Annotated in this window: 19 protein-coding genes; 10 read left to right on the top strand and 9 right to left on the bottom strand. The window is 63.0% G+C overall.

The window, feature by feature from the left end:
• Nucleotides 1-71: 71 nt before the first annotated feature.
• From AWC12_RS27090 to AWC12_RS27075, 4 genes are all read left to right on the top strand, one after another.
• Entirely contained in the window at nt 72-524 is a 453-nt protein-coding gene (locus AWC12_RS27090; protein WP_234814176.1) for a MarR family winged helix-turn-helix transcriptional regulator, read from the top strand.
• Nucleotides 524-1339 carry an NAD-dependent epimerase/dehydratase family protein gene (locus AWC12_RS27085; RefSeq protein ID WP_085178080.1) on the top strand — a complete coding sequence of 272 codons (816 nt, stop codon included), beginning with the start codon at nt 524-526 and terminating at the stop codon, nt 1337-1339. Before AWC12_RS27090 ends, AWC12_RS27085 begins: the two co-directional genes overlap by 1 nt.
• Nucleotides 1340-1419: 80 nt before the next feature.
• The gene (locus AWC12_RS27080) at nt 1420-2106 is read left to right on the top strand and encodes a class I SAM-dependent methyltransferase (protein ID WP_085178079.1); all 687 of its coding nucleotides are present in this window, start codon (nt 1420-1422) and stop codon (nt 2104-2106) included.
• Between the two features lie 230 nt (nt 2107-2336).
• Nucleotides 2337-3053: a flavodoxin family protein gene (locus AWC12_RS27075; RefSeq protein WP_085178078.1), complete on the top strand. Its 717-nt coding sequence runs from the start codon at nt 2337-2339 to the stop codon at nt 3051-3053.
• 96 nt (nt 3054-3149) lie between these two features.
• On the opposite strand, the gene fadD4 is transcribed toward AWC12_RS27075, so the two are convergent.
• Together fadD4 and AWC12_RS27065 are read right to left on the bottom strand one after the other, a co-directional pair.
• The gene (gene fadD4, locus AWC12_RS27070; RefSeq protein ID WP_085178077.1) at nt 3150-4676 is read right to left on the bottom strand and encodes a fatty-acid--CoA ligase FadD4; all 1527 of its coding nucleotides are present in this window, start codon (nt 4674-4676) and stop codon (nt 3150-3152) included.
• 59 nt (nt 4677-4735) lie between these two features.
• On the bottom strand, nt 4736-5512 hold the full coding sequence (locus AWC12_RS27065) for a TetR/AcrR family transcriptional regulator (protein WP_420087750.1): 777 nt from the start codon (nt 5510-5512) through the stop codon (nt 4736-4738).
• Between the two features lie 220 nt (nt 5513-5732).
• Here AWC12_RS27065 and AWC12_RS27060 point away from each other — a divergent pair, with 220 nt between their 5' ends.
• Nucleotides 5733-6920, top strand: coding sequence for an amidohydrolase family protein (locus tag AWC12_RS27060; RefSeq protein WP_085178075.1), 1188 nt, complete (start codon nt 5733-5735; stop codon nt 6918-6920).
• Here AWC12_RS27060 and AWC12_RS27055 read toward each other — a convergent pair.
• Nucleotides 6917-7525 carry a nitroreductase family protein gene (locus AWC12_RS27055; RefSeq protein ID WP_085178074.1) on the bottom strand — a complete coding sequence of 203 codons (609 nt, stop codon included), beginning with the start codon at nt 7523-7525 and terminating at the stop codon, nt 6917-6919. The two genes, AWC12_RS27060 and AWC12_RS27055, sit on opposite strands and share 4 nt — an antisense overlap.
• A 44-nt stretch (nt 7526-7569) precedes the next feature.
• Nucleotides 7570-8682 carry an NAD(P)H-dependent amine dehydrogenase family protein gene (locus tag AWC12_RS27050; RefSeq protein WP_085178073.1) on the bottom strand — a complete coding sequence of 371 codons (1113 nt, stop codon included), beginning with the start codon at nt 8680-8682 and terminating at the stop codon, nt 7570-7572.
• An 81-nt stretch (nt 8683-8763) separates the two neighbouring features.
• Here AWC12_RS27050 and AWC12_RS27045 point away from each other — a divergent pair, with 81 nt between their 5' ends.
• Entirely contained in the window at nt 8764-9672 is a 909-nt protein-coding gene (locus AWC12_RS27045) for an enoyl-CoA hydratase (RefSeq protein WP_085178072.1), read from the top strand.
• Nucleotides 9673-9710: 38 nt separating this feature from the next.
• The gene (locus tag AWC12_RS27040) at nt 9711-10124 is read left to right on the top strand and encodes a PaaI family thioesterase (protein WP_085178071.1); all 414 of its coding nucleotides are present in this window, start codon (nt 9711-9713) and stop codon (nt 10122-10124) included.
• Here the strand turns inward: AWC12_RS27040 and AWC12_RS27035 are convergent.
• On the bottom strand, nt 10103-11116 hold the full coding sequence (locus AWC12_RS27035) for an acyl-CoA dehydrogenase family protein (RefSeq protein ID WP_085178089.1): 1014 nt from the start codon (nt 11114-11116) through the stop codon (nt 10103-10105). The genes AWC12_RS27040 and AWC12_RS27035 overlap by 22 nt on opposite strands.
• Nucleotides 11117-11222: 106 nt before the next feature.
• Between AWC12_RS27035 and AWC12_RS27030 the strand changes: the two genes are divergently transcribed.
• On the top strand, nt 11223-12383 hold the full coding sequence (locus tag AWC12_RS27030) for an acyl-CoA dehydrogenase family protein (RefSeq protein ID WP_085178088.1): 1161 nt from the start codon (nt 11223-11225) through the stop codon (nt 12381-12383).
• A gap of 9 nt (nt 12384-12392) precedes the next feature.
• On the opposite strand, the gene AWC12_RS27025 is transcribed toward AWC12_RS27030, so the two are convergent.
• The 4 genes from AWC12_RS27025 to AWC12_RS27010 are packed head-to-tail and all read right to left on the bottom strand — an operon-like array spanning nt 12393 to nt 16233.
• Nucleotides 12393-13217, bottom strand: a complete 825-nt coding sequence (locus AWC12_RS27025; RefSeq protein ID WP_085178070.1) for an enoyl-CoA hydratase/isomerase family protein — start codon at nt 13215-13217, stop codon at nt 12393-12395.
• A 4-nt stretch (nt 13218-13221) separates the two neighbouring features.
• A complete protein-coding gene (locus AWC12_RS27020) occupies nt 13222-14298 on the bottom strand; it encodes a hydroxyacid dehydrogenase (protein ID WP_085178069.1) in 1077 nt (358 codons plus the stop codon).
• Complete coding sequence (locus AWC12_RS27015; RefSeq protein WP_085178068.1) at nt 14295-15410, bottom strand: TauD/TfdA family dioxygenase; 1116 nt, start codon at nt 15408-15410, stop codon at nt 14295-14297. Before AWC12_RS27015 ends, AWC12_RS27020 begins: the two co-directional genes overlap by 4 nt.
• Before the next feature lie 25 nt (nt 15411-15435).
• Nucleotides 15436-16233 carry an HpcH/HpaI aldolase family protein gene (locus tag AWC12_RS27010; RefSeq protein ID WP_234814174.1) on the bottom strand — a complete coding sequence of 266 codons (798 nt, stop codon included), beginning with the start codon at nt 16231-16233 and terminating at the stop codon, nt 15436-15438.
• Between the two features lie 77 nt (nt 16234-16310).
• Between AWC12_RS27010 and AWC12_RS27005 the strand changes: the two genes are divergently transcribed.
• Both AWC12_RS27005 and AWC12_RS27000 read left to right on the top strand, forming a co-directional pair.
• A complete protein-coding gene (locus AWC12_RS27005; RefSeq protein WP_085178066.1) occupies nt 16311-17453 on the top strand; it encodes an acetyl-CoA acetyltransferase in 1143 nt (380 codons plus the stop codon).
• Between the two features lie 2 nt (nt 17454-17455).
• Nucleotides 17456-17857: a Zn-ribbon domain-containing OB-fold protein gene (locus AWC12_RS27000; RefSeq protein ID WP_085178065.1), complete on the top strand. Its 402-nt coding sequence runs from the start codon at nt 17456-17458 to the stop codon at nt 17855-17857.
• Nucleotides 17858-18044: the final 187 nt, after the last annotated feature.

Below are 18044 nucleotides of genomic sequence, written 5' to 3'. Positions count from 1 at the left end.
TGGGGGAAGCGCGGTTTCGCCAATGGGCACTGCTGATTGACTTTTAGTCTGCTAGCAGACAGTATTGTCTGGTGCCTGACAGAATGGCGGTCCAACACGACACGGTTGGGGCGTGGACCAAGCGGTGCTACCTCGCCGCCCGCGCGGTCATGGAGGACGCTCTGCGACCGCATGATCTCGGCGCCACCCAGTGGTACATCCTCTATCAGCTGGCTCATGCGGGACCCACTCACCAACGCGAGTTGCAACGCGTGCTGCACGTCGAACGCGCGACACTGAGTTCGGTCGTTGTCACCCTTGTTCGGAAGAAGCTCGTCGAGCAGACACCCGACAGCACCGATAAGAGACGTAAGCTGCTGCGGCTCACGGCGATCGGTGAAGCTTTGTGGCACGAGCTACCCGACCTGAATTCGATACATGCCGTTGCCTTCGGCGGAATCGAAACTCAGGACATCGAGATCACCGTACGTGTACTCAAGGCTGCGACCGAACGACTCGAGCGGCAACTGGGAAAGGGTTTTTGATGAAGATCCTCGTCACGGGAGCGACCGGTCTGGTGGGCGCAAGACTGATACCGCGCCTCGTCGAGGACGGCCACGAGTGCCGCGCCATCGTACGGCGCGAAAACTCGGTGCCGCGGGAAGTGACGGAGGTGATCGGCGACTTAGCAGACGCCGAGTCACTGGCGTCAGCGGTGAACGGGGTCGATGCGATCATTCATCTTGCTGCGGCCTTCCGCACAACGGATTCCGACCTGATCTGGAGGACGAACCTCGAAGGAACCCGCAACCTCATCTCCGCGACAGAGCGTCACGCACCGCGAGCGCGCTTCATCATGGCCAGCACTTCGCACGTCTATAACGCCGACAGCACCCGACCGAGTCGTGAAGGCGATACGACCGACCCGCAGCACGCCTACCCGGCGAGTAAGCTGGCGGCCGAAAGAGTCTTGTGCAGTGGCACTCTGACCTGGAGCATCCAGCGCTACGGGTTCGTCTACGGCGATCGCGACGGCCACCTGAACTCACTGCCCGAGCTCGTCGCGAGCGCAGCATTCCATCCCGCGCAGAGGATGAGCCTCATTCATCACCGAGACATCGCGGTGGCCACGCGTCTCGCACTCGCCGGGGCAATGGATCGCCTCGTCGTCAATATCACCGACGACGCGCCGATATCGCTCTACGAGCTCGTCGAGTTAGCCGGCGGCGCCGCAGAGTCATCGTCGAGGGCGCTCGAAAATCCCTGGCATTTGCAGATGGACGGCGGCCTCGCGCGACGGCTCGGATTTCGCCCGAGCGTGCGCACCATTCACCAGGCGATCGAACAGCAGGCGATGTGACGTGTCGTCAGCCCGAGGAGATGTGATCCTCGGACCGCCCGACCCTGGTAGCTACCCGAAGCCGCGGGTCCAATAACACCATGACACTCTGCGAGACACGGGGGCTTCGCGCGAAATATGCGGCGACTCATGGCCATAACCCTACTTTCCATTCAGGTGGGGCAAGCACGAGATCCGGCCCCGCAGCCGACTCCGGCCGCGGAGCGCGCAGTGACGCGACGACCTTTCTCCGCTCGTGGCTGCAACACCCACTACGGACCGCCGCCATCGCGCCGTCCAGCGGTGCGCTGGCCCGTCTCATCACTAGGGATATCTCCGCGTCGGACCGCGTAGTCGAACTCGGACCGGGCACCGGCGCTTTTACTCGCGAGCTGCTGGCCCGTGGCCTACCGCCATCCCACCTGACGGTGGTGGAGGCCGACCCTGCGTTCGCCGACCTGCTCACGGCCCGATTCGAGGACGTCCAAGTTGTGCGTGCCAACGCCGCCACCGACCCATGGCAGCTGAGTGGTACTAGCGACGTCGACGCCGTCATCAGCGGACTACCGATATTGTCCATGCCAAAAGGCGAGGTGTCCGGAGTGCTCTCGACAGCGTTCGCGCTGCTCGGCCCGCAAGGATGCTTCTACCAGTTCACCTACGGTCCAAAATGCCCCGTTCGTCCGAAAATGCTCCACTGCCTGCAACTACAGGCCACGCGAGTCGGCTGGACACCACGCAATCTTCCCCCCGCAACGGTGTACCGGATCCAACGTCAGCACCGATGACCGCACGCTACGAACGACGCGACCCCGCGTCGCGCTCGCCTGCTCTTGCGCGTCGAGGCATTGCGAGGCGCCAGGCGTGTAACGCTTAGGTAGCCGTCACACACTTAGACATACCGACGCCGAGAACCGGAGCCGCACCACGGTGGCGGTACGCCGTCGCGCGGGGTGAGAACACACCGCGAAACGACGTTGCCATCACCCCAGGTTCACAACGTAAGGAGCAGGTCGAAATGACCGATCAGCCGTACGACTTCACTGGACTACGAGCATTGTTCATCAACTGCACATTGAAGCGCTCTCCAGAGCCCAGCAACACCCAGGGGCTGGTCGACATCAGCACACAGATCATGACCAAGCACGGCGTCGAGGTGGACGTGGTGCGCGCCGTCGACCACAACATCGCCACTGGGGTCTGGCCGGACATGCGTGAACACGGATGGACCGTCGACGATTGGCCGATGATTTTCGAGAAGGTGCTGGCCGCCGACATTCTGGTGCTTGCAGGACCAATCTGGTTGGGCGACAACAGCTCAGTGATGAAGCAAGTGCACGAGCGCCTCTACGGCGGATCGCATCTGCTCAACGACGCCGGACAATATCTGTACTACGGCCGCGTGGGCGGGTGCCTCATTACCGGCAACGAAGACGGTGTCAAACACTGCGCCCAGAACGTGCTCTACACGCTGCAACACATCGGCTACACCATCCCGCCACAAGCCGACGCGGGGTGGATCGGCGAGGCGGGGCCCGGCCCGTCCTACCTCGACCCGGGATCGGGCGGTCCGGAAAACGACTTCACCAATCGCAACACCACCTTCATGACGTGGAACCTGATGCACGTGGCCCAGATGCTCCGAACTGCCGGCGGGATTCCCGCCCACGGCAACATCCGCTCCGGGTGGGACGCAGGATGCCGTTACGACTTCGCCAATCCCGAATACCGCTGAGCGCAGCAGGTCGCTCCGCTGCTGCGCAAAGCGAGTCGCAGCGACGCAGCGGTTCGCCACCCAACCGCGTGTGCGCACCCATCCCGTCTTGGTGACTCAGGCTGGCGCTGATTTGCCGTACTTCGCAATGAGCCTGTTCTTGTAGAGCTTGCCGGCATCAGTTCGAGGCAGGTGTGGCTCGAAGATCACCTCGCGCGGGAGCTTGTGGCGTGCCAGGCGATCCCGGGCCCAGGACATCAACCCTGCAGACACCGCCTCGCCGGCACGACTGGGATCAGTCAACTCGACGACGGCCATCACCCGCTGCCCGAGGTCATCGTCGGGAACACCGAACACCGCCACATCGGCGACCGACGGGTGGCCGATGAGCACGTTCTCGATTTCCTGCGGGTAGATGTTGACCCCGCCCGAAATGATCATGTGGTGTCGACGATCCGTGAGGAAGAGATAGCCATCATCATCGAGATATCCGATGTCGCCGACGGTAACCCAGCCCTGCGCTGATCGCGACGACGCTGTTTTTGCGGAGTCGTTCAGGTACTCGAACGGGTACCCACCCTCGAAGTACACATCCCCGATTCGACCCGGGGGCAACTCATCGCCGTCGTCATCGAGAATGTGTGGACGGCCCAGTATCGGCTTGCCCACCGATCCCGGTCTTTCGAGCCACTCTTCGGCCCGGATGAACGAAATGCCAGCGCCTTCCGAGGATCCGTAGTATTCGTCGATGATCGGCCCCCACCACTCGAGCATCTGGTGCTTGATGACAGGCGGACACGGAGCAGCGGCATGGATGACCCGTTGAAGACTCGACAGATCGAAGCGACGCCTTACGTGGTCTGGTAGCCGCAGCATCCGAACGAACATCGTCGGCACGAACTGCGCATGCGTCACCTGATAGCGGTCAACACAGTCGAGGGCACCCTCGGGATCGAAGCGCTCCATCATCACGGTCGTGGCTCCGATCGCTTGCGCCGACATCGTCCACATCGCCGGAGCCGTGTGATACGTCGGCGCTGGACTGAGGTAGACCGAGTCCGGCGTCACCCCAAGCGCTGTGAAGACCGGTGTCGGGAGGGTGGCGCGCTTCGAGCGCCCGGTAGCCAGCGGGCGTCGAATACCCTTCGGCCGACCGGTGCTGCCGGCGGAGTACTGCAGCAGTTGACCCTCGCGCGCGCCCGGTGTGAACCGGATGGGCTCTTGCGCAACACATTCCGGGTATCGTTGCCAGCCATCTAGCTCTGCGTCCGCAATGAGCGCAACAGCCGGCAGGCTTTCGGGCAAGTACTGTTCTAGTGCGGCACACACTTCCAGCATCGCGCGGGACGATATGAGCGCCCGGGCACGACAGTCGTGGACGACGTAGGCGGCCTCCTGCGCAGTCAGATGTGAGTTGATCAGAGTGAAGTACAACCCGCTACGGTGTGCAGCCCACATCACCGCATGGATGTATTCGTTGTTCTCCATCAGCACGGCGACGGTGTCGCCTGCCATCAGCCCGTGAGCACGGAGGTAGTGCGCCAGCTTGTTCGCGCTCGCGTCGAGTTCCCCGAAGGTGACGACACGGCCCGACGGATGCAGGATTATTGCAGCCTTGTCTGGTGTGACATCTCCAAAATCCACCGGCCGTCCCCTCTTGCCAGTGAGAACGTACCCTCTCGACTATCGTCGCCGCGCGGCGGTCAGCTTGCAGCCGTCCTTGAGCGCCTCGGCGACGCCGAACCCTTGGTACGTGTGGGCGGCTTCACTTCTTCGGCCGGTGGCGACACCGCTTGCCTGCACCACGCCCACAACTGCTCTTCACTCAGGTTGGTGCCCTTGATGCCCAGCTGGAAGACACCGATCTGCGCGAGCGCAGTCAGCGTCGAATTGAGCAGCGTGGTCATCTGCGCGAGCGAAAGGTCCTTACGCACCAACCCGGCCCGCGAGCACGCCGTCAAGATCTTGGTCAGCAACTTTTGGTGCGGCTCCCAGATCTTTGCGAAGTCTTCCGGGCGCTCGATCTCCAGGCTGAGGTTGTAGATCGTCATGACGCGACCGCCGACCGCTTCTGACGATTCGGCCCGCGACAGGAATCCGCGGCAGAACGCCTCGAGCTGCTCCATCGGCCCGTCTGCCGCGGCGACCTCTTGGCGGATGCTCTCGGTGAACTGACTGGTGACGTTCTCGTAGAGCGCCAGCAACAGTTCGTCTTTGCCCGCGAAATGCTGGTAGAACGCCCGCAGGCTGAGGTTCGACCTGTCGATCAAGGTCTGGATCGTGAAGTCGGCCCGCCCGGACTCCTCGATCAGCTCCAGTGCCGTCGCGAGGAACCTGGAACTCCGCGCCAGGGCGCGTGCCCGGGCGGTGCTCAGGCGCCGCTCGATCGTCCGCTGTTGCCATGTCGTGGGCATCTCAACCTCGGCGTCGACGATCTCGAGGACGTCGTCGGCGTCGCGCGCACCCTTGCGTTTTGCCATCATGATGAGACGAGAATACGCGATCTCGCCGAGAATTATCGATCTACCTACACGTGTATGTCGATTCGCCAGATTCGTCATTGGCCGTTCTTGATCGGCGGACCGACGAGCTGCGCCCATCTTGGAGCGATGCGCTACCCTGAAAACGTTCATTCTCGTTTATGGAAATGATTTATGGCGATCGCCGAGAGCAGCACGCGGTCCTCGAAGGAGCACAGCCTTGAGCACAGACATCATGATCGTTTCGCCGGACGATCACCTGGTCGAACCCGCTGACTTGTGGACTAGTCGACTTCCGGAGCGCTACCGGGACATCGGACCGCGGATTGTCCGGCACCGGGGCCGGATGGATCCGACGGTGACCTCCGACGTTGCGTTCGTCGACGATGAGGACGGCCGGGAAGCGGACATCTGGCACTACGAAGATGCCGTGATCCCGATCCCGCTGATCAGTGCTGCGGCAGGGTACGAGATCGACGAGCTCACCACCGACCCGATCACCTACGACGAAATGCGTCCCGGGTGTTACCGACCTGCGGACCGCCTCGCGGACATGGACATCGCCGGCATCGAAGCCTCCGCATGTTTTCCCAATACCCTCGTGAGGTTCTGTGGACAACGCTTCCTGCACGCGAAGGACAAAGATCTCGCACTGCTGTGTGTGCAGGCCTACAACGATTTTCAGATCGACGAATGGGGCGGCAGCTCGAACGGCCGCCTGATCCCGCTCGGGATCATTCCGCTGTGGGACGTCGACCTGGCCGCCCAAGAGGTCGAGCGTGTCGCCGCCAAGGGCATGCCGGCCGTGTGCTTCTCCGAACTTCCCGCGCGACTTGATCTACCGTCGATTCACAGCGGCTACTGGGATCCGTTCTTCGCGGCGTGCGAGCGCAATCAGGTGGGCATCATGCTGCACATCGGGTCCAGTTCGTCGCTGACCAAGTCCTCCCCCGACTCACCGCATGTCGTGACGAGCGCCTTGATGGCCGTCAACTGCACCATCGCACTGGTCGATTGGCTGTTCTCGGCCAAGCTCAAGCAGTTCCCCGCCCTCAAGATCGCCTTCGCCGAAGCCCAGGCCGGATGGATCCCCTATTACCTGCAGCGTGTCGACGAGGTGTGGGAGGACCGCCGCGCATGGGGCGGTATCCATCCCCTCCTGACCGAGCCACCCAGCACCCAGGTGCCCGGCCGCATCTGGTTCTCCACTTTCGGCGATCCCGTCGCGTTTCGCATCCTGGATCTCGTTGGCGAGGACCAGCTCATGTTCGAAACGGACTACCCCCACAACGACACCAACTGGCCCCACAGCACCGACGTCGCCAACAAGGCGACAGCGGGCTTGGATGAGGCGACGAAGCGAAAGGTGTTGTCCACCAACGCCAAGAACTTCTTCGGCTTGTCCTAGCGCGCACTGGTCCAGGGCTGGTCCCACCGGTCGACGACGGCGGCCGCCGTCAGCGGCTTCCGTCGTACGACGTGGTGACCTCCCTTGGGCCAGCCGACCGTCAACAGCGTGGCGATGTGCCAGTCGTCGGGAATCCCGATCGACGCCCGCAATTCATCACCGCAGTGGCCGTGCCACAGGGTGATCGCCGCACCGAGGCCCTGGGCACGCGCCGCCAAGAGAAAGTTCTGCACAGCGGGAAAGATCGACCCGGCTTGTTGCAACTCAGTGGTTCCCCTCTGTGGTTGCACGCAGAACAGGACCAACTCCGGGGCGGCGCCGCCGACATCCATATGCTCGGCCATCGTCCGCAAGACCCGCGATTTCGGGTCATCAGCGCCCTCTCCGAGGTCTGGAATGCGGTAGAAGTCCTTCATGACCTCCCACGTGGACCGGGCGGCCCTGGTAATGACGTCGCGCAGTTCAGCAGAACGGATTACCACGAATCGCCACGGCTGCTGGTTTCCGCCCGAGGGCGCCCACGACGCCGCCAGCAGGCATCTGTCGAGCACCTCATGGGGCACGGGCTCGTCCCGGTACCGGCGAACCGCGGTCGCGGTACTCATCACCGTCCACAGATCGTCGGAAACACGGGGGACTTCAGGGCTTTTCACGCGCCCACCTTTCGCGGAAACACGCCCTGCCAGTCCCCGCCACGCATCGGTCCCGTGACAACAGGAAGATCGAGCGTCGACAGCAACCCCGGCGGAGCGGCGATGACCGCCGGAATGGCATTCAGTTCACGCATCACCGTCGCGTAGGTGAGCCCGCGCATGTTGTCGCCGCGACCGTGCATCTCGATATCCACTGTGTAGGTGGGCAACCCATCGACAATCACGCGATATCCACCGTGTGGTGACGGGTGCCGCGGCCAGTCCGGTGCCGACTGCTCACCCATGCGGGTGACGTGTTCTAGGACGATGCGTTCCTCCCCCTCGGCCATGCCTGCGAGCTTGAACCGCATCCCGCCCATGGTCCCTGGTTCCACCCAACCGGACGCCACCTCATACCGCTCGGTGGCGAGCCACTTGTCGATGGTCGTGACGACGTCGTCGAGCGGCAGCCCGACACCATCGGCGACAAGGTGCACGATCGGGGCCCAGAGTGCGGCAAGGCGGGTCGTGTCGAACAGCGGGGCCGGGTAGTCGGGTGGATGACCGAAACCCATGAAGTCGAACATGATCTCGGGCTGAGCGATGGGGCCATAATCGAGGATCTCGAGCATGGTGATGGTGTCGACCCGCGAGCTGAATCCCGTCATCGTCAACGCGATAACGTCGTTCGCCCAGCCGGGATCCACGCCACTGTTGAACAGGCTGGTGTGGCCGTCGCGGCACGCCTGCTCAAGCAACTCGACGGTTTCCCGATCCGCCGCAGGCGGGTAACACAGCGGCACCAGCGACGTGCACACGACGTTCTTGCCGGCTCGCAGGCACCGTGCGACGTCTTCGGCCGCCTCCCGGTACCGGTAGTCGCCTGATGCGAAGAAGGCCACCACATCGGCCTCCACAGCCAGTGCCGCATCGATGTCCCGGGTAGCGATCACCCCGGTCTCCGGCATCCCGCAGATATCTCCTGCATCGCGCCCGTCCTTCGATTCCGAGTGAACCACGAGCCCAACCAGCTCAAGCCCAGGGTGGGCGATGGTGGCGCGCAGCGCGCCGATCCCCACTTGGCCCGGGCCCCAGAGAATTACCCGCGGCTTGCGGTCGGCGACCACCATGTCGATTCTCCCGTGAACTTGTGAGAATATTGCTTCTCGATTAGCGGTAACATCATTACCACAGCAGTCAGAGGGAGAATAGTGAGCGACTACCGGTTCTTGAAGTGGCAGACCTTCGACGACGGCCGAATCGTGCGAATCTCTCTCAACCGACCGGATCAACGCAACGCCCAGAACCGCGGCATGCTGGTCGAACTCGACGAGGCGTTCGGTGCCGCAGAAGCCGACGACACCGTCCGCGTCATCATCCTCGCCGGTGAAGGCAAGATGTTCTCCTCCGGCCACGACATCGGCTCCAAACAAGCCATCAGCGAGTATCTGCCTGGCCCCGACCAGCACCCGACAGCGTCGATCAATGGAGGCAGCCGGGAGGGCGCGGAGAAATGCATGCTGCAGGAGTGGCACTACTTTTTCCAGAACACGCTGCGGTGGCGCAATCTGCGCAAGATCACCATCGCCCAAGTGCACGGAGACGTCTTCTCGGCCGGCTTGATGCTGATGTGGGCATGCGACCTGATCGTCGGCAGCGACGATGTCCGGTTCGCAGATGTCGTAGGGACCCGGCTGGGAATGTGCGGGATGGAGTACTTCGGACACCCCTGGGAATTCGGACCCCGAAAAGCCAAAGAATTGATGCTTACCGGCGATGCGATCGACATCCACGAGGCGCATCGCCTCGGCATGGTCAGCAAGGTCTTCGGCCGTGAAGAACTGGCCGACCGCACTCTCGAGATGGCTCGCAGGATCGCCGACGTACCCACCATGGCTGCGCTGCTGATCAAGGAGTCCGTCAATCAAACGGTCGACAACATGGGCTTCTACAACTCGCTGCAGGCGTGCTTTACGCTCCACCAACTCAATCACTCGCACTGGGCACAGGTGCGCGAAGACGGGCGTGCGACCGCAGGACCGGAAAACGGCGTCCCGGATTGGCGCGACGCGCCCCCGGTGGTCCTTGCGCTCAAAAACCAGGTGAGAGCCGAGCAGTGACGGCTTGGGGTGACGTCGATTTGCCTGCGCCGCAACCGATGCCCGTTACCATCCCTGGTCATCTCTTCGGCACCATGCCGTTCTACGACGTACTCGAAACCGATGAGATGGTCGTCGTTGATCTGCACAACCGGCCCGACCTGATCAATGTTCGCGGTGCCTTGCAGGGCGGGCTGGTTGCGACGCTGATCGACGTTGCTGCCGGAAGGCTGGCCTTTGCGATAGCCGACCGCGGCGCCGGCGTCGGGACCGCGGACATGACAATCCATTACCTGGCGCCCATCATCGAGGGCCCCGCCCGGGCGGTGGCAACGCTTGTCAGAAAGGGACGCCGGTCGGTCGTGGTCGCTGTGGATGTTCTCGACGTCGGCCGCGAGCGCCTGGCAGCGCGCGCGACGTTGAGCTTTGCAATCCTGACGCCCCGTCCGGATCAGGCTGAGACTACGCCGTAGCGAGCGTCGGCGACGCGGTCCAAGGCGACGTTGGCGTCGCCGAAAACCAGCGCCCAGCCGCGGACGCGCCGGTAGAACAGTTGGATGTCGCCCTCCATCCCGAACCCATAGCCGCCATGGATGTGCAGGCTGCGGCGGGTCGCGTCGCGCGCCGACTCGTAGGCGAACGCGAAGGCCATCGCAGCCAGTTCGGTGACTCGTTGCGGTTCGTCCTCGAACGCACATGCGGCTTCCAGCGCCAACAATCGTGCTCCATCGGCAGCGGTTGCGCTGTCGGCAAGGGGATGGGATACCGCCTGAAAGGTGCCGATAGGGGTGCCGAATGCGTGGCGCTGCCTGGCGTACTCGGCGGCCATCTCCACCGCTTTGGCCGCGGCGCCTGCGAGCGCCGACGCAGTCAAAGTCAGCCACAGGTTGAGCGCCTCGTCATACATTTGGCGAGCGTCGCCATCCTCGGCAAGCACGGCAGCGTCGGTACCGACGACAACATCCGCCAGAGGCATCGAGCCCAGGTTTGCGACCTTTTGGCGGGCGCCGGAGATCGGAACCGCGAGCAACTGTCCGTCGACGAAGACCACCACGGTGTCGGCGACCGCAGCTCCTGGGACCACGGGCAACAGGGCACCGCTGCCTTGCCTAGGGGCGAAGGTAACGAGGCTCCGGCCCTCCAACGCAGTGGCGAGGCCTTCCCCATCGCCTGCAGCGGCCAGAATGCGCGCGGCAACCTGTGCCTCGATCATGGGCACCGAGGCGACCGTACGGCCGAACTGTTCCGCGACGAGTGCAAGGTCGGTGACGGAGGCGCCCCAGCCGCCGTCGGCCTCCGCGAGCGCCATGTCGATGACCCCAGTACCCCGAAGTGCTTCCCACAGCTGCCGATCGAAGCCAAGGGGCTCGGCCGCTCGGACCCTATCGGACGACGATTCCCGGGTGAACAGCGCCGCAAACGAGTCAACAAGCTGCCGCTGCTCTTCAGTTAAGGTCAGATCCACGACGTCCATCCCGTCACAGGCGGATATGATTATTCTCAGATTTGAGATTAGCATTATCGTTTAGGTGGCATTGCGACTGCCTCCCCGCACAAGATTGGGCAACGACATGCGCTTTCAACTCGACCCGGCGACTGCGGCCTTCCGCGATGAGGTCGGCGCGCACCTGCGAAAGGTCCTCACCCCCGAGACAGAGGAGCGGATATACCGCAGCGGTGTCGCGCACGACGACGACTTCGCGAAGGGTCTTGTCGGGGAGCACTACTTCGCGCCGGACTGGCCCGAGGAGTTCGGTGGACAAAATCGAAATGCCTGGGACGCCCAGGTTCTCAAAGAGCAGATGATGCGCTTCGACGCACCCGTCTATCTGTCCGAGACCACCCGGATGGTGGCCTCGATCATTCACCAGGTCGGTACGCCAACCATGAAGGATCGGATCCTGGCCGGCGCGATGCGGGGCGATATCACCATCGCACTCGGCTTCACCGAGCCCGAATGCGGGTCCGACGTGGCCGCGGCCGCCACCAAGGCGGTTCGTGAAGGCGATGACTGGGTGATCAATGGATCGAAGATGTTCACGACCAACGGTCACATCGCCGACTACATCTTCCTGCTGGCGCGGACCAATCCTGACAAGCCGAAGCACAAGGGCCTTACGATGTTCCTCGTCCCCTGCAGCGCGGAAGGGTTTGCGGCTCAGGCGGTGTGGACGCTGTCGGGGGAACGCACCAATATCACGTTTTACAGTGACGTCCGCATCGGGGACGAGTGGCGCATCGGAGAGGTCGACGGTGGCTGGCAGGTACTCGGCCTGTCACTGCAGGATGAGCACGCGTCGGGGTGGGGCCCGCACCTGGCCCGGCTTCTGTATCACGCCGAACAGTGGGCTGCGACTCCGTCCGAACCGGGCGGTGCGCCGCCCATCGAAGCCCAGGATGTTCGACGCCGAATCTCACGGGCGGCAATGGAACTCGAGGTGTCGATGCTGCTGCAGCGCCGATGTGTGTGGATGGTCGAAGAAGGGCAAGTGCCGGTCGCCGAAGGTCCCATGTCCAAGGTGTTCAGCACGGAGGCGCTTGAGCGAGCCAGCCAGGACATCGTCGAGCTTGTCGGACCGGATGCGCTGCGCAGCTACCTCGAGCCGACAGCCCCCGAGAATGGACGCTTCGACCACACGTTGCGCTTTGCGCTCGGCACCACCATCTATGCGGGGACCAGCGAGGTACAGCGCACCATCATCGCGCAACGCGGACTTGGCCTACCTCGGTAACGCTTGCTATCAGAGTGCCTTCCAATCGGGTGCACGCTTTTCCAAGAACGCCCGCGGGCCCTCCACCGCGTCCTTGGTCAGAGCGACTTTCATCCTGTAGTTCTCGGCCAGCAGCTCGGCTTCATAGATGGGCAAGGTCAGTCCTTTACGTACGGCCATACGCGAACCGCGGACGGCCAAGGGAGCATTGGAGTTGATCACGTCGGCGATCTCCCAGGCGCGCTCCATCAGGGTGTCGTGCGCGACGACTTCGGTGAACACGCCCAGGTCGAAGCAGCGTTGCGCGTCGAGTCGCTCATGCTTGCCCATCAGGACCAGACGCATCGCCACCGGAAGCGGCAGAATCCTGGCAAGTCGCACCGCCTCCCGACCGGAGGTCACCCCGATGCTGACGTGTGGGTCCATCAGCGATGCCCGCTCGGAGGCAATGGTGATGTCGGCCGTGGTGACCAGATCCATCCCCGCACCGCAGGCGATCCCGTTGACCGCGCAAATGATCGGCTTGGTCATGTGCAGCCAGGGCGGGGTCGCCTCCTGCGGCGCGTCCCACTGCCGCAGCGAACTCAATATCGGCTCACCTTGGTTGTCGATCCCGGCCGCGTTCTCCGTGTCGTGTTCGGCAGCCTTGTTCACGTCGGCACCGACACACAGGGCGCGGCCTGCGCCGGTGATGATGACCGTCCAGATGTCCTGAGACCGTTCGACGTCCGCGTAGACTTCCGCCAGCTCCGCGATCATCTCATCGTTGATCGCGTTGAGGACCTCGGGCCGGTTCAAGGTCACACACGCGGTGTGGCCCCGGATATCGACCTCGATGGTCTCGTAAGTCGCCATCAGCTCACGCCCCCTTTCCAGCGGCTACGGCCTGCGGCCTGACGCCGAGTATTTCTTCAAAACGGTCGCAGTAGTGAGGCCACACCTCAGGATTGAGCAGCCTCGGTGGCACTCCCCCATTGAAGATCGTTTGCCACTGTTCGGCGGTCGCGATAGCAATGTCGCGGGCAGCCTCTACGGTGATGCCGGCGGTATGCGGCGTCGCCACGACGTTGTCGAGCTTCAACAGTGGATTGTCCTGCCGCGGGGGCTCTTCGTGGAATACGTCCAGGCCCGCGCCCGCGATACTCCCGGCAACCAGCGCCTCGAGCAACGCGGCTTCGTCATGCACGGGACCCCTTGCCGTCGTGATGAAGAATGCCGTTGGCTTCATCGCGTCGAATTGCTCCGTTCCGAACAAACCTTCGGTCTCCTTCGTGAGCGGACAGGTCACCTGCACGAAATCCGACCGCTCGAGCAGTTCGGCAAGGGATACCGAGCGCACTCCGCGGGCCTGGGCAGTGATGTCGTCGAGGTAGGGGTCGAAGACCACGACGTCCATATCGAATGGCGCACACAGCTCGACCAGCCTGCCGCCTATCGCGCCGAGCCCCACCACGCCCAGTGTCTTTCCGAGCAACTGGCTCCCGCGCAATCTGAGCCGATCACCGATCGGTCCGGTGCGTAGGGCCCGGTCCGCGACGGTGATTCGCTTCGCGAGATCGAGCATGAAGCCCAGTGCGTGCTCGGCCACCGCCTCGGCGCCAGGTCCGGAGTTGTTACACACTGCGATTCCCGCGCGGGTGCAGGCGTCGACATCGATGACGTCGTATCCCGCGCCCGCCGAGCAGACGGCGAGCAACTGTTCGCACCGCTCCACCAACCTCTGGCCGGCCAGCCACTGCGCACCGCCCGCAAACGCCGCAACGTCAGTGCGGGTTGCGACCTGGTAGCCGTGCGCCGACGTCAGCGCTGCCCAATTCGCTACTTCGGGGGCGCTCAGATCCAACTGCAGCACATCGATATCGGAGCCTTCGAGAACCTCTCCCGCGACGCGATCGGTCCACCGTTCGAAGACCAATCGTGGACGGACTCTGGTCACGACTTCGGCTTGGGCTTCGCCTGGGCGGCCTTGAACATGTCAGCGAGCGCGGCGTCGACGTTCTTGTAATCGTTCTGCGCGATGGCTCCGTCACGGCCCTCGACCGGGTCGTAGCCCAGGCGCCCATCCCTGTTCTCCATGTGAAAGTACTCGCGCCCCATCGGTAGGCGCCGGTCTTCGCGCGGCACTTCCATCCAGGCTCGCAGGAAGCACCGCGCCTTCTTTGGATCGTTGCTGCTGACAAAATCGGAGCGAGAATGGCACATCGCAAAGTTGTTCGCGACCGCAGCCTCACCGGATTCGAGGCGGAACTCGACCTGCTGCTCTACGAGTACATTGCGCAGCAGCTCGATCGCTTCCTCTTCGATAGGCGTGAACTCGCGTCCCAGAGTCTTCATCGCGGGCAGGATGCTGCTGTAGGTGAAATTGAGACAGATGCGGCCGTCGATCTGAGAAAAGACCGGCACGTCGTACGGCGTCACATCCGGCTGATCGTCTGGTTGTTCGCTTCGCCGGTGGTGCGGGAAGCCGCGGTAGAGCACCTCCAACAGGTCCGGCCGTTCGGCGAGAATGCGGTTGTGCGCTGCGGGGCCGCTGGCGAATTGGCTTTCGCCTCCTTCGAACGCCGGGTAGACACACAGCAGCGAGAGAATGTCCGCGGCGTCGTTGTGCATAGCCAATTCCGCTCGCGACTTGGTGCCGCGTGCAGGCTGCACTCCGTTGGGCAGGATCTCCTCCTGAACGCGAACCAGCCGGTGACCGAACGAATTGTTCGACACCGGGTAGCCGAGGTGCCAGCAGAAGGCCCAGTAGATGCGCTCGAGGTCTTCGATCGAGTGCTGTTCGACCGGGAACCCTCTCACACAAGCCAACCCTTTGCCGAACATCAAGTCCTGGTAGAGGCGCGCGAGGTCGTCGTCGAGGTCGGGATGGTGGACGTCGTCGCCCGTGATGTCGTCACGCTTTTTGTGCGCCGTTCTTGCCAGGATCGATTCCAGGGCGGCCACATTGCGCGAAGACAGGTCGAAGCAGAAGTCCTCCTTGCTGCTGAAGTCGGCGCCTGTCCACGCCATCGAGTCCGTGACCTGGTCGGTATAGATCGCAGTGGGCATCCGTCCTCCTCGTGTACTTCCTCGGTCATCGGTCGTGTCGACCGCTCCGCCCGTCGAGTCCACGCAGGGCCTGTGCGCGAAGTGTGGCCGCCTCGGTCATCATTCCCACATCAGTGCCTGCCGAGATGAATCGAAGACCGAGGTCGACGAAGCGTTCCAACAGGTCGAGGGACTTGATTCCGGCCACTCCGAGCGCCACGCCGTGGTTTCGACAAGCTGCTGCAACGGACTTTACCGCATTATGGAAACGTTCATTCTCATAGTCCCCGTGGATGCCCATCTCGGCGGTCAGATCGCTGGGGCCGATCAGGATCATGTCGAGACCCTCGACAGAGGCGATGTCGTCCACCGCAGCCACAGCTTCAGGGCTTTCGACCATGACGGCGACCACTGTGCGACTCTCCAGTATCGCGGTCAATTCAGTGGCTGGCACAGGGGCGAATCCACTGAGCGCATTCGGGCCGGATATCGAACGGTGGCCGATCGGTGGAAATCTTGCAGCACTGACGACCGCACGCGCTTCGTGTGCCGAGTTAATGTGCGGCACAATGACTCCGCTGGCGCCGATGTCGAGAACTCGCGCGATCACACTGGGATCCAGGGAGGGCACCCGCACCAGTCCCGCGATGCCCGCGCCCAAGGCACTGGCACACAGCAACCCGGCTGTCTCCAACGACGTCGAAGTGTGTTCCAAGTCGACGTAAACGGCGTCGTATCCGCATGTCGCAGCGATTGCGGGAACATCCGGAGTTCGAGAATTCAGCAGCGCGAGGCACAGCACCACATTGTCGCCACCCAACAACGCTCGCAAGGATCCCGGCACAGTTCTCCACGCTAGCCGAATGAGAACCGTCGTTGCATCTATTCGTAAACGACGTTATCAGTATGCTTTCATTGGTTATGCCAGCGAGCCGAGTCGCCATCGTCGGTGCCGGACTGTCCGATTGCGGCAGGGTCCCGGACAAGACTGCGATGGAACTGATGGCCCAATCGTCACGACGTGCCATCGCGGATGCAGGCTTGACCAAGGATGCCGTCGAGGGTTTCGGTGGCCACGGCACGCTGTTGCCTCCCATTGAGGTCAGTGAGTATCTGGGATTACGGCCCGTCTGGGTCGATGCGACGAACACCGGTGGTTCCTCGTGGGAGGTGATGGCGCGGCACGCCGCGGCAGCGATCGCCAGCGGAGAGATCGACGTCGCGCTGCTCACCTACGGCTCCACCGCGCGGTCAGACGTGAAACGCCGGCAGCGTGGCTCGGCTGCCGCAATGGGCACCGGCGGCGTACTGCAGTACGAGGCCCCCTACGGAGCCACCCTCATTGCGAAGTACGCCATGGCGGCCCGTCGGCACATGATCGACTATGGCACCACCGCCGACCAGCTCGCCGAGGTCGCCGTCGCGGCCCACGAATGGGCAGCCAAAAACGACAACGCTTTCGATCGCGAGAGGCTCACGATCGACGACGTCGCAACCGCGCCGATGATCGCCGATCCATTCACCACAAAGCACGTCTGTCTGCGTACCGACGGCGGAGGGGCGGTGGTACTCGCCAGCGAGCGTGTCGCGAGGGACTGCGCCAAGGAACCCATTTGGATACTTGGCGCCGCGGATGCCACTTCGCACGTCAGCATGAGCGAATGGGGCGACTTCACCACATCGGCCGCCGCAATATCGGGTCCCCGCGCCTTCGCCCAGGCTGGCGTGGAACCCGCAGACATCGACGTCTGTCAACTGTATGACTCGTTCACCGCGACCGTCCTGCTCACGGTGGAAGATCTCGGTTTCTGCGCCAAGGGCGAAGGCGGCAAGTTCCTCGAATCGGGCGCGCTGAGGCCGAACGGGTCACTGCCGACGAATACCGACGGCGGCGGGCTTGCGGCATGCCACCCGGGGATGCGCGGCATGTTCCTCATGGTGGAGGCGGTTCGGCAGCTGCGTGGCGAATGCGGCCCCCGGCAGGTCGAGAACGCCCGACTGGCGTGCGTGCATGCAATGGGTGGCTTCTTCAGTCACAGCGCGACAATGATCCTCGGAAGGTGACGATGACAAGCGCACCCGACCGTCCTACGACCGACTGTGACAGCGAAAACTGGTGGTCGGCGATCAGCAATCATGTCCTGCAGATCAATGCGTGCGGTGGATGCGGGCGGAAGTCTTTCTACTCGCGCCCCTTCTGCCCGCATTGCTGGAGCGAAGACGTGTCCCCCACTGTGGCGAGTGGTCGCGCCACGCTCTACACCTGGAGCGTCGTGCACCAGAACTCCGCCCCGTTCGATGCGCGTACCCCGTACATCCTTGCGATGGTTGATCTCGACGAAGGTCCACGGCTGATGACGGTGATCGAGGAATGCTCGGTCGAGCACCTTCACGCCGGAATGCCGGTCGTTCTCGCCTTTCGACCCGAGGATGACGGCTTCCAGACGCCAGTCTTCCACCCGAGATGACTTGAAAGAGTCTGTTGCACCCGATTTTTCCCACCCACATGTAGGCGTGAAAGGAATCAAGAATGAATAAAGATGAGATGATTTTGATCAGCGTGGATGATCACATCGTTGAGCCGCCGGACATGTTCAAGAATCATCTGTCGAAGAAGTATTTGGATGAGGCGCCGCGGTTGGTGCACAACGAGGA

It is taken from the genome of Mycolicibacterium iranicum, assembly GCF_002101705.1.
GTDB classification, from domain to species: Bacteria; Actinomycetota; Actinomycetes; order Mycobacteriales; family Mycobacteriaceae; genus Mycobacterium; species Mycobacterium iranicum.
The sequence above is the reverse complement of the archived record's forward strand: the minus strand, read 5'-3'. Positions and strand labels throughout refer to the sequence as shown.

What these genes read in the sequence shown, in the direction of transcription:
- AWC12_RS27085 (WP_085178080.1), top strand. Translation starts at nt 524, where the DNA reads ATGAAGATCCTCGTCACGGGAGCGACCGGTCTGGTGGGCGCAAGACTG.
- AWC12_RS27080 (WP_085178079.1), top strand. Translation starts at nt 1,420, where the DNA reads ATGACACTCTGCGAGACACGGGGGCTTCGCGCGAAATATGCGGCGACT.
- AWC12_RS27075 (WP_085178078.1), top strand. Translation starts at nt 2,337, where the DNA reads ATGACCGATCAGCCGTACGACTTCACTGGACTACGAGCATTGTTCATC.
- AWC12_RS27065 (WP_420087750.1), bottom strand. Translation starts at nt 5,512, where the DNA reads ATGGCAAAACGCAAGGGTGCGCGCGACGCCGACGACGTCCTCGAGATC.
- AWC12_RS27055 (WP_085178074.1), bottom strand. Translation starts at nt 7,525, where the DNA reads ATGAGTACCGCGACCGCGGTTCGCCGGTACCGGGACGAGCCCGTGCCC.
- AWC12_RS27050 (WP_085178073.1), bottom strand. Translation starts at nt 8,682, where the DNA reads ATGGTGGTCGCCGACCGCAAGCCGCGGGTAATTCTCTGGGGCCCGGGC.
- AWC12_RS27040 (WP_085178071.1), top strand. Translation starts at nt 9,711, where the DNA reads ATGCCCGTTACCATCCCTGGTCATCTCTTCGGCACCATGCCGTTCTAC.
- AWC12_RS27030 (WP_085178088.1), top strand. Translation starts at nt 11,223, where the DNA reads ATGCGCTTTCAACTCGACCCGGCGACTGCGGCCTTCCGCGATGAGGTC.
- AWC12_RS27025 (WP_085178070.1), bottom strand. Translation starts at nt 13,217, where the DNA reads ATGGCGACTTACGAGACCATCGAGGTCGATATCCGGGGCCACACCGCG.
- AWC12_RS27015 (WP_085178068.1), bottom strand. Translation starts at nt 15,410, where the DNA reads ATGCCCACTGCGATCTATACCGACCAGGTCACGGACTCGATGGCGTGG.
- AWC12_RS27005 (WP_085178066.1), top strand. Translation starts at nt 16,311, where the DNA reads ATGCCAGCGAGCCGAGTCGCCATCGTCGGTGCCGGACTGTCCGATTGC.
- AWC12_RS27000 (WP_085178065.1), top strand. Translation starts at nt 17,456, where the DNA reads ATGACAAGCGCACCCGACCGTCCTACGACCGACTGTGACAGCGAAAAC.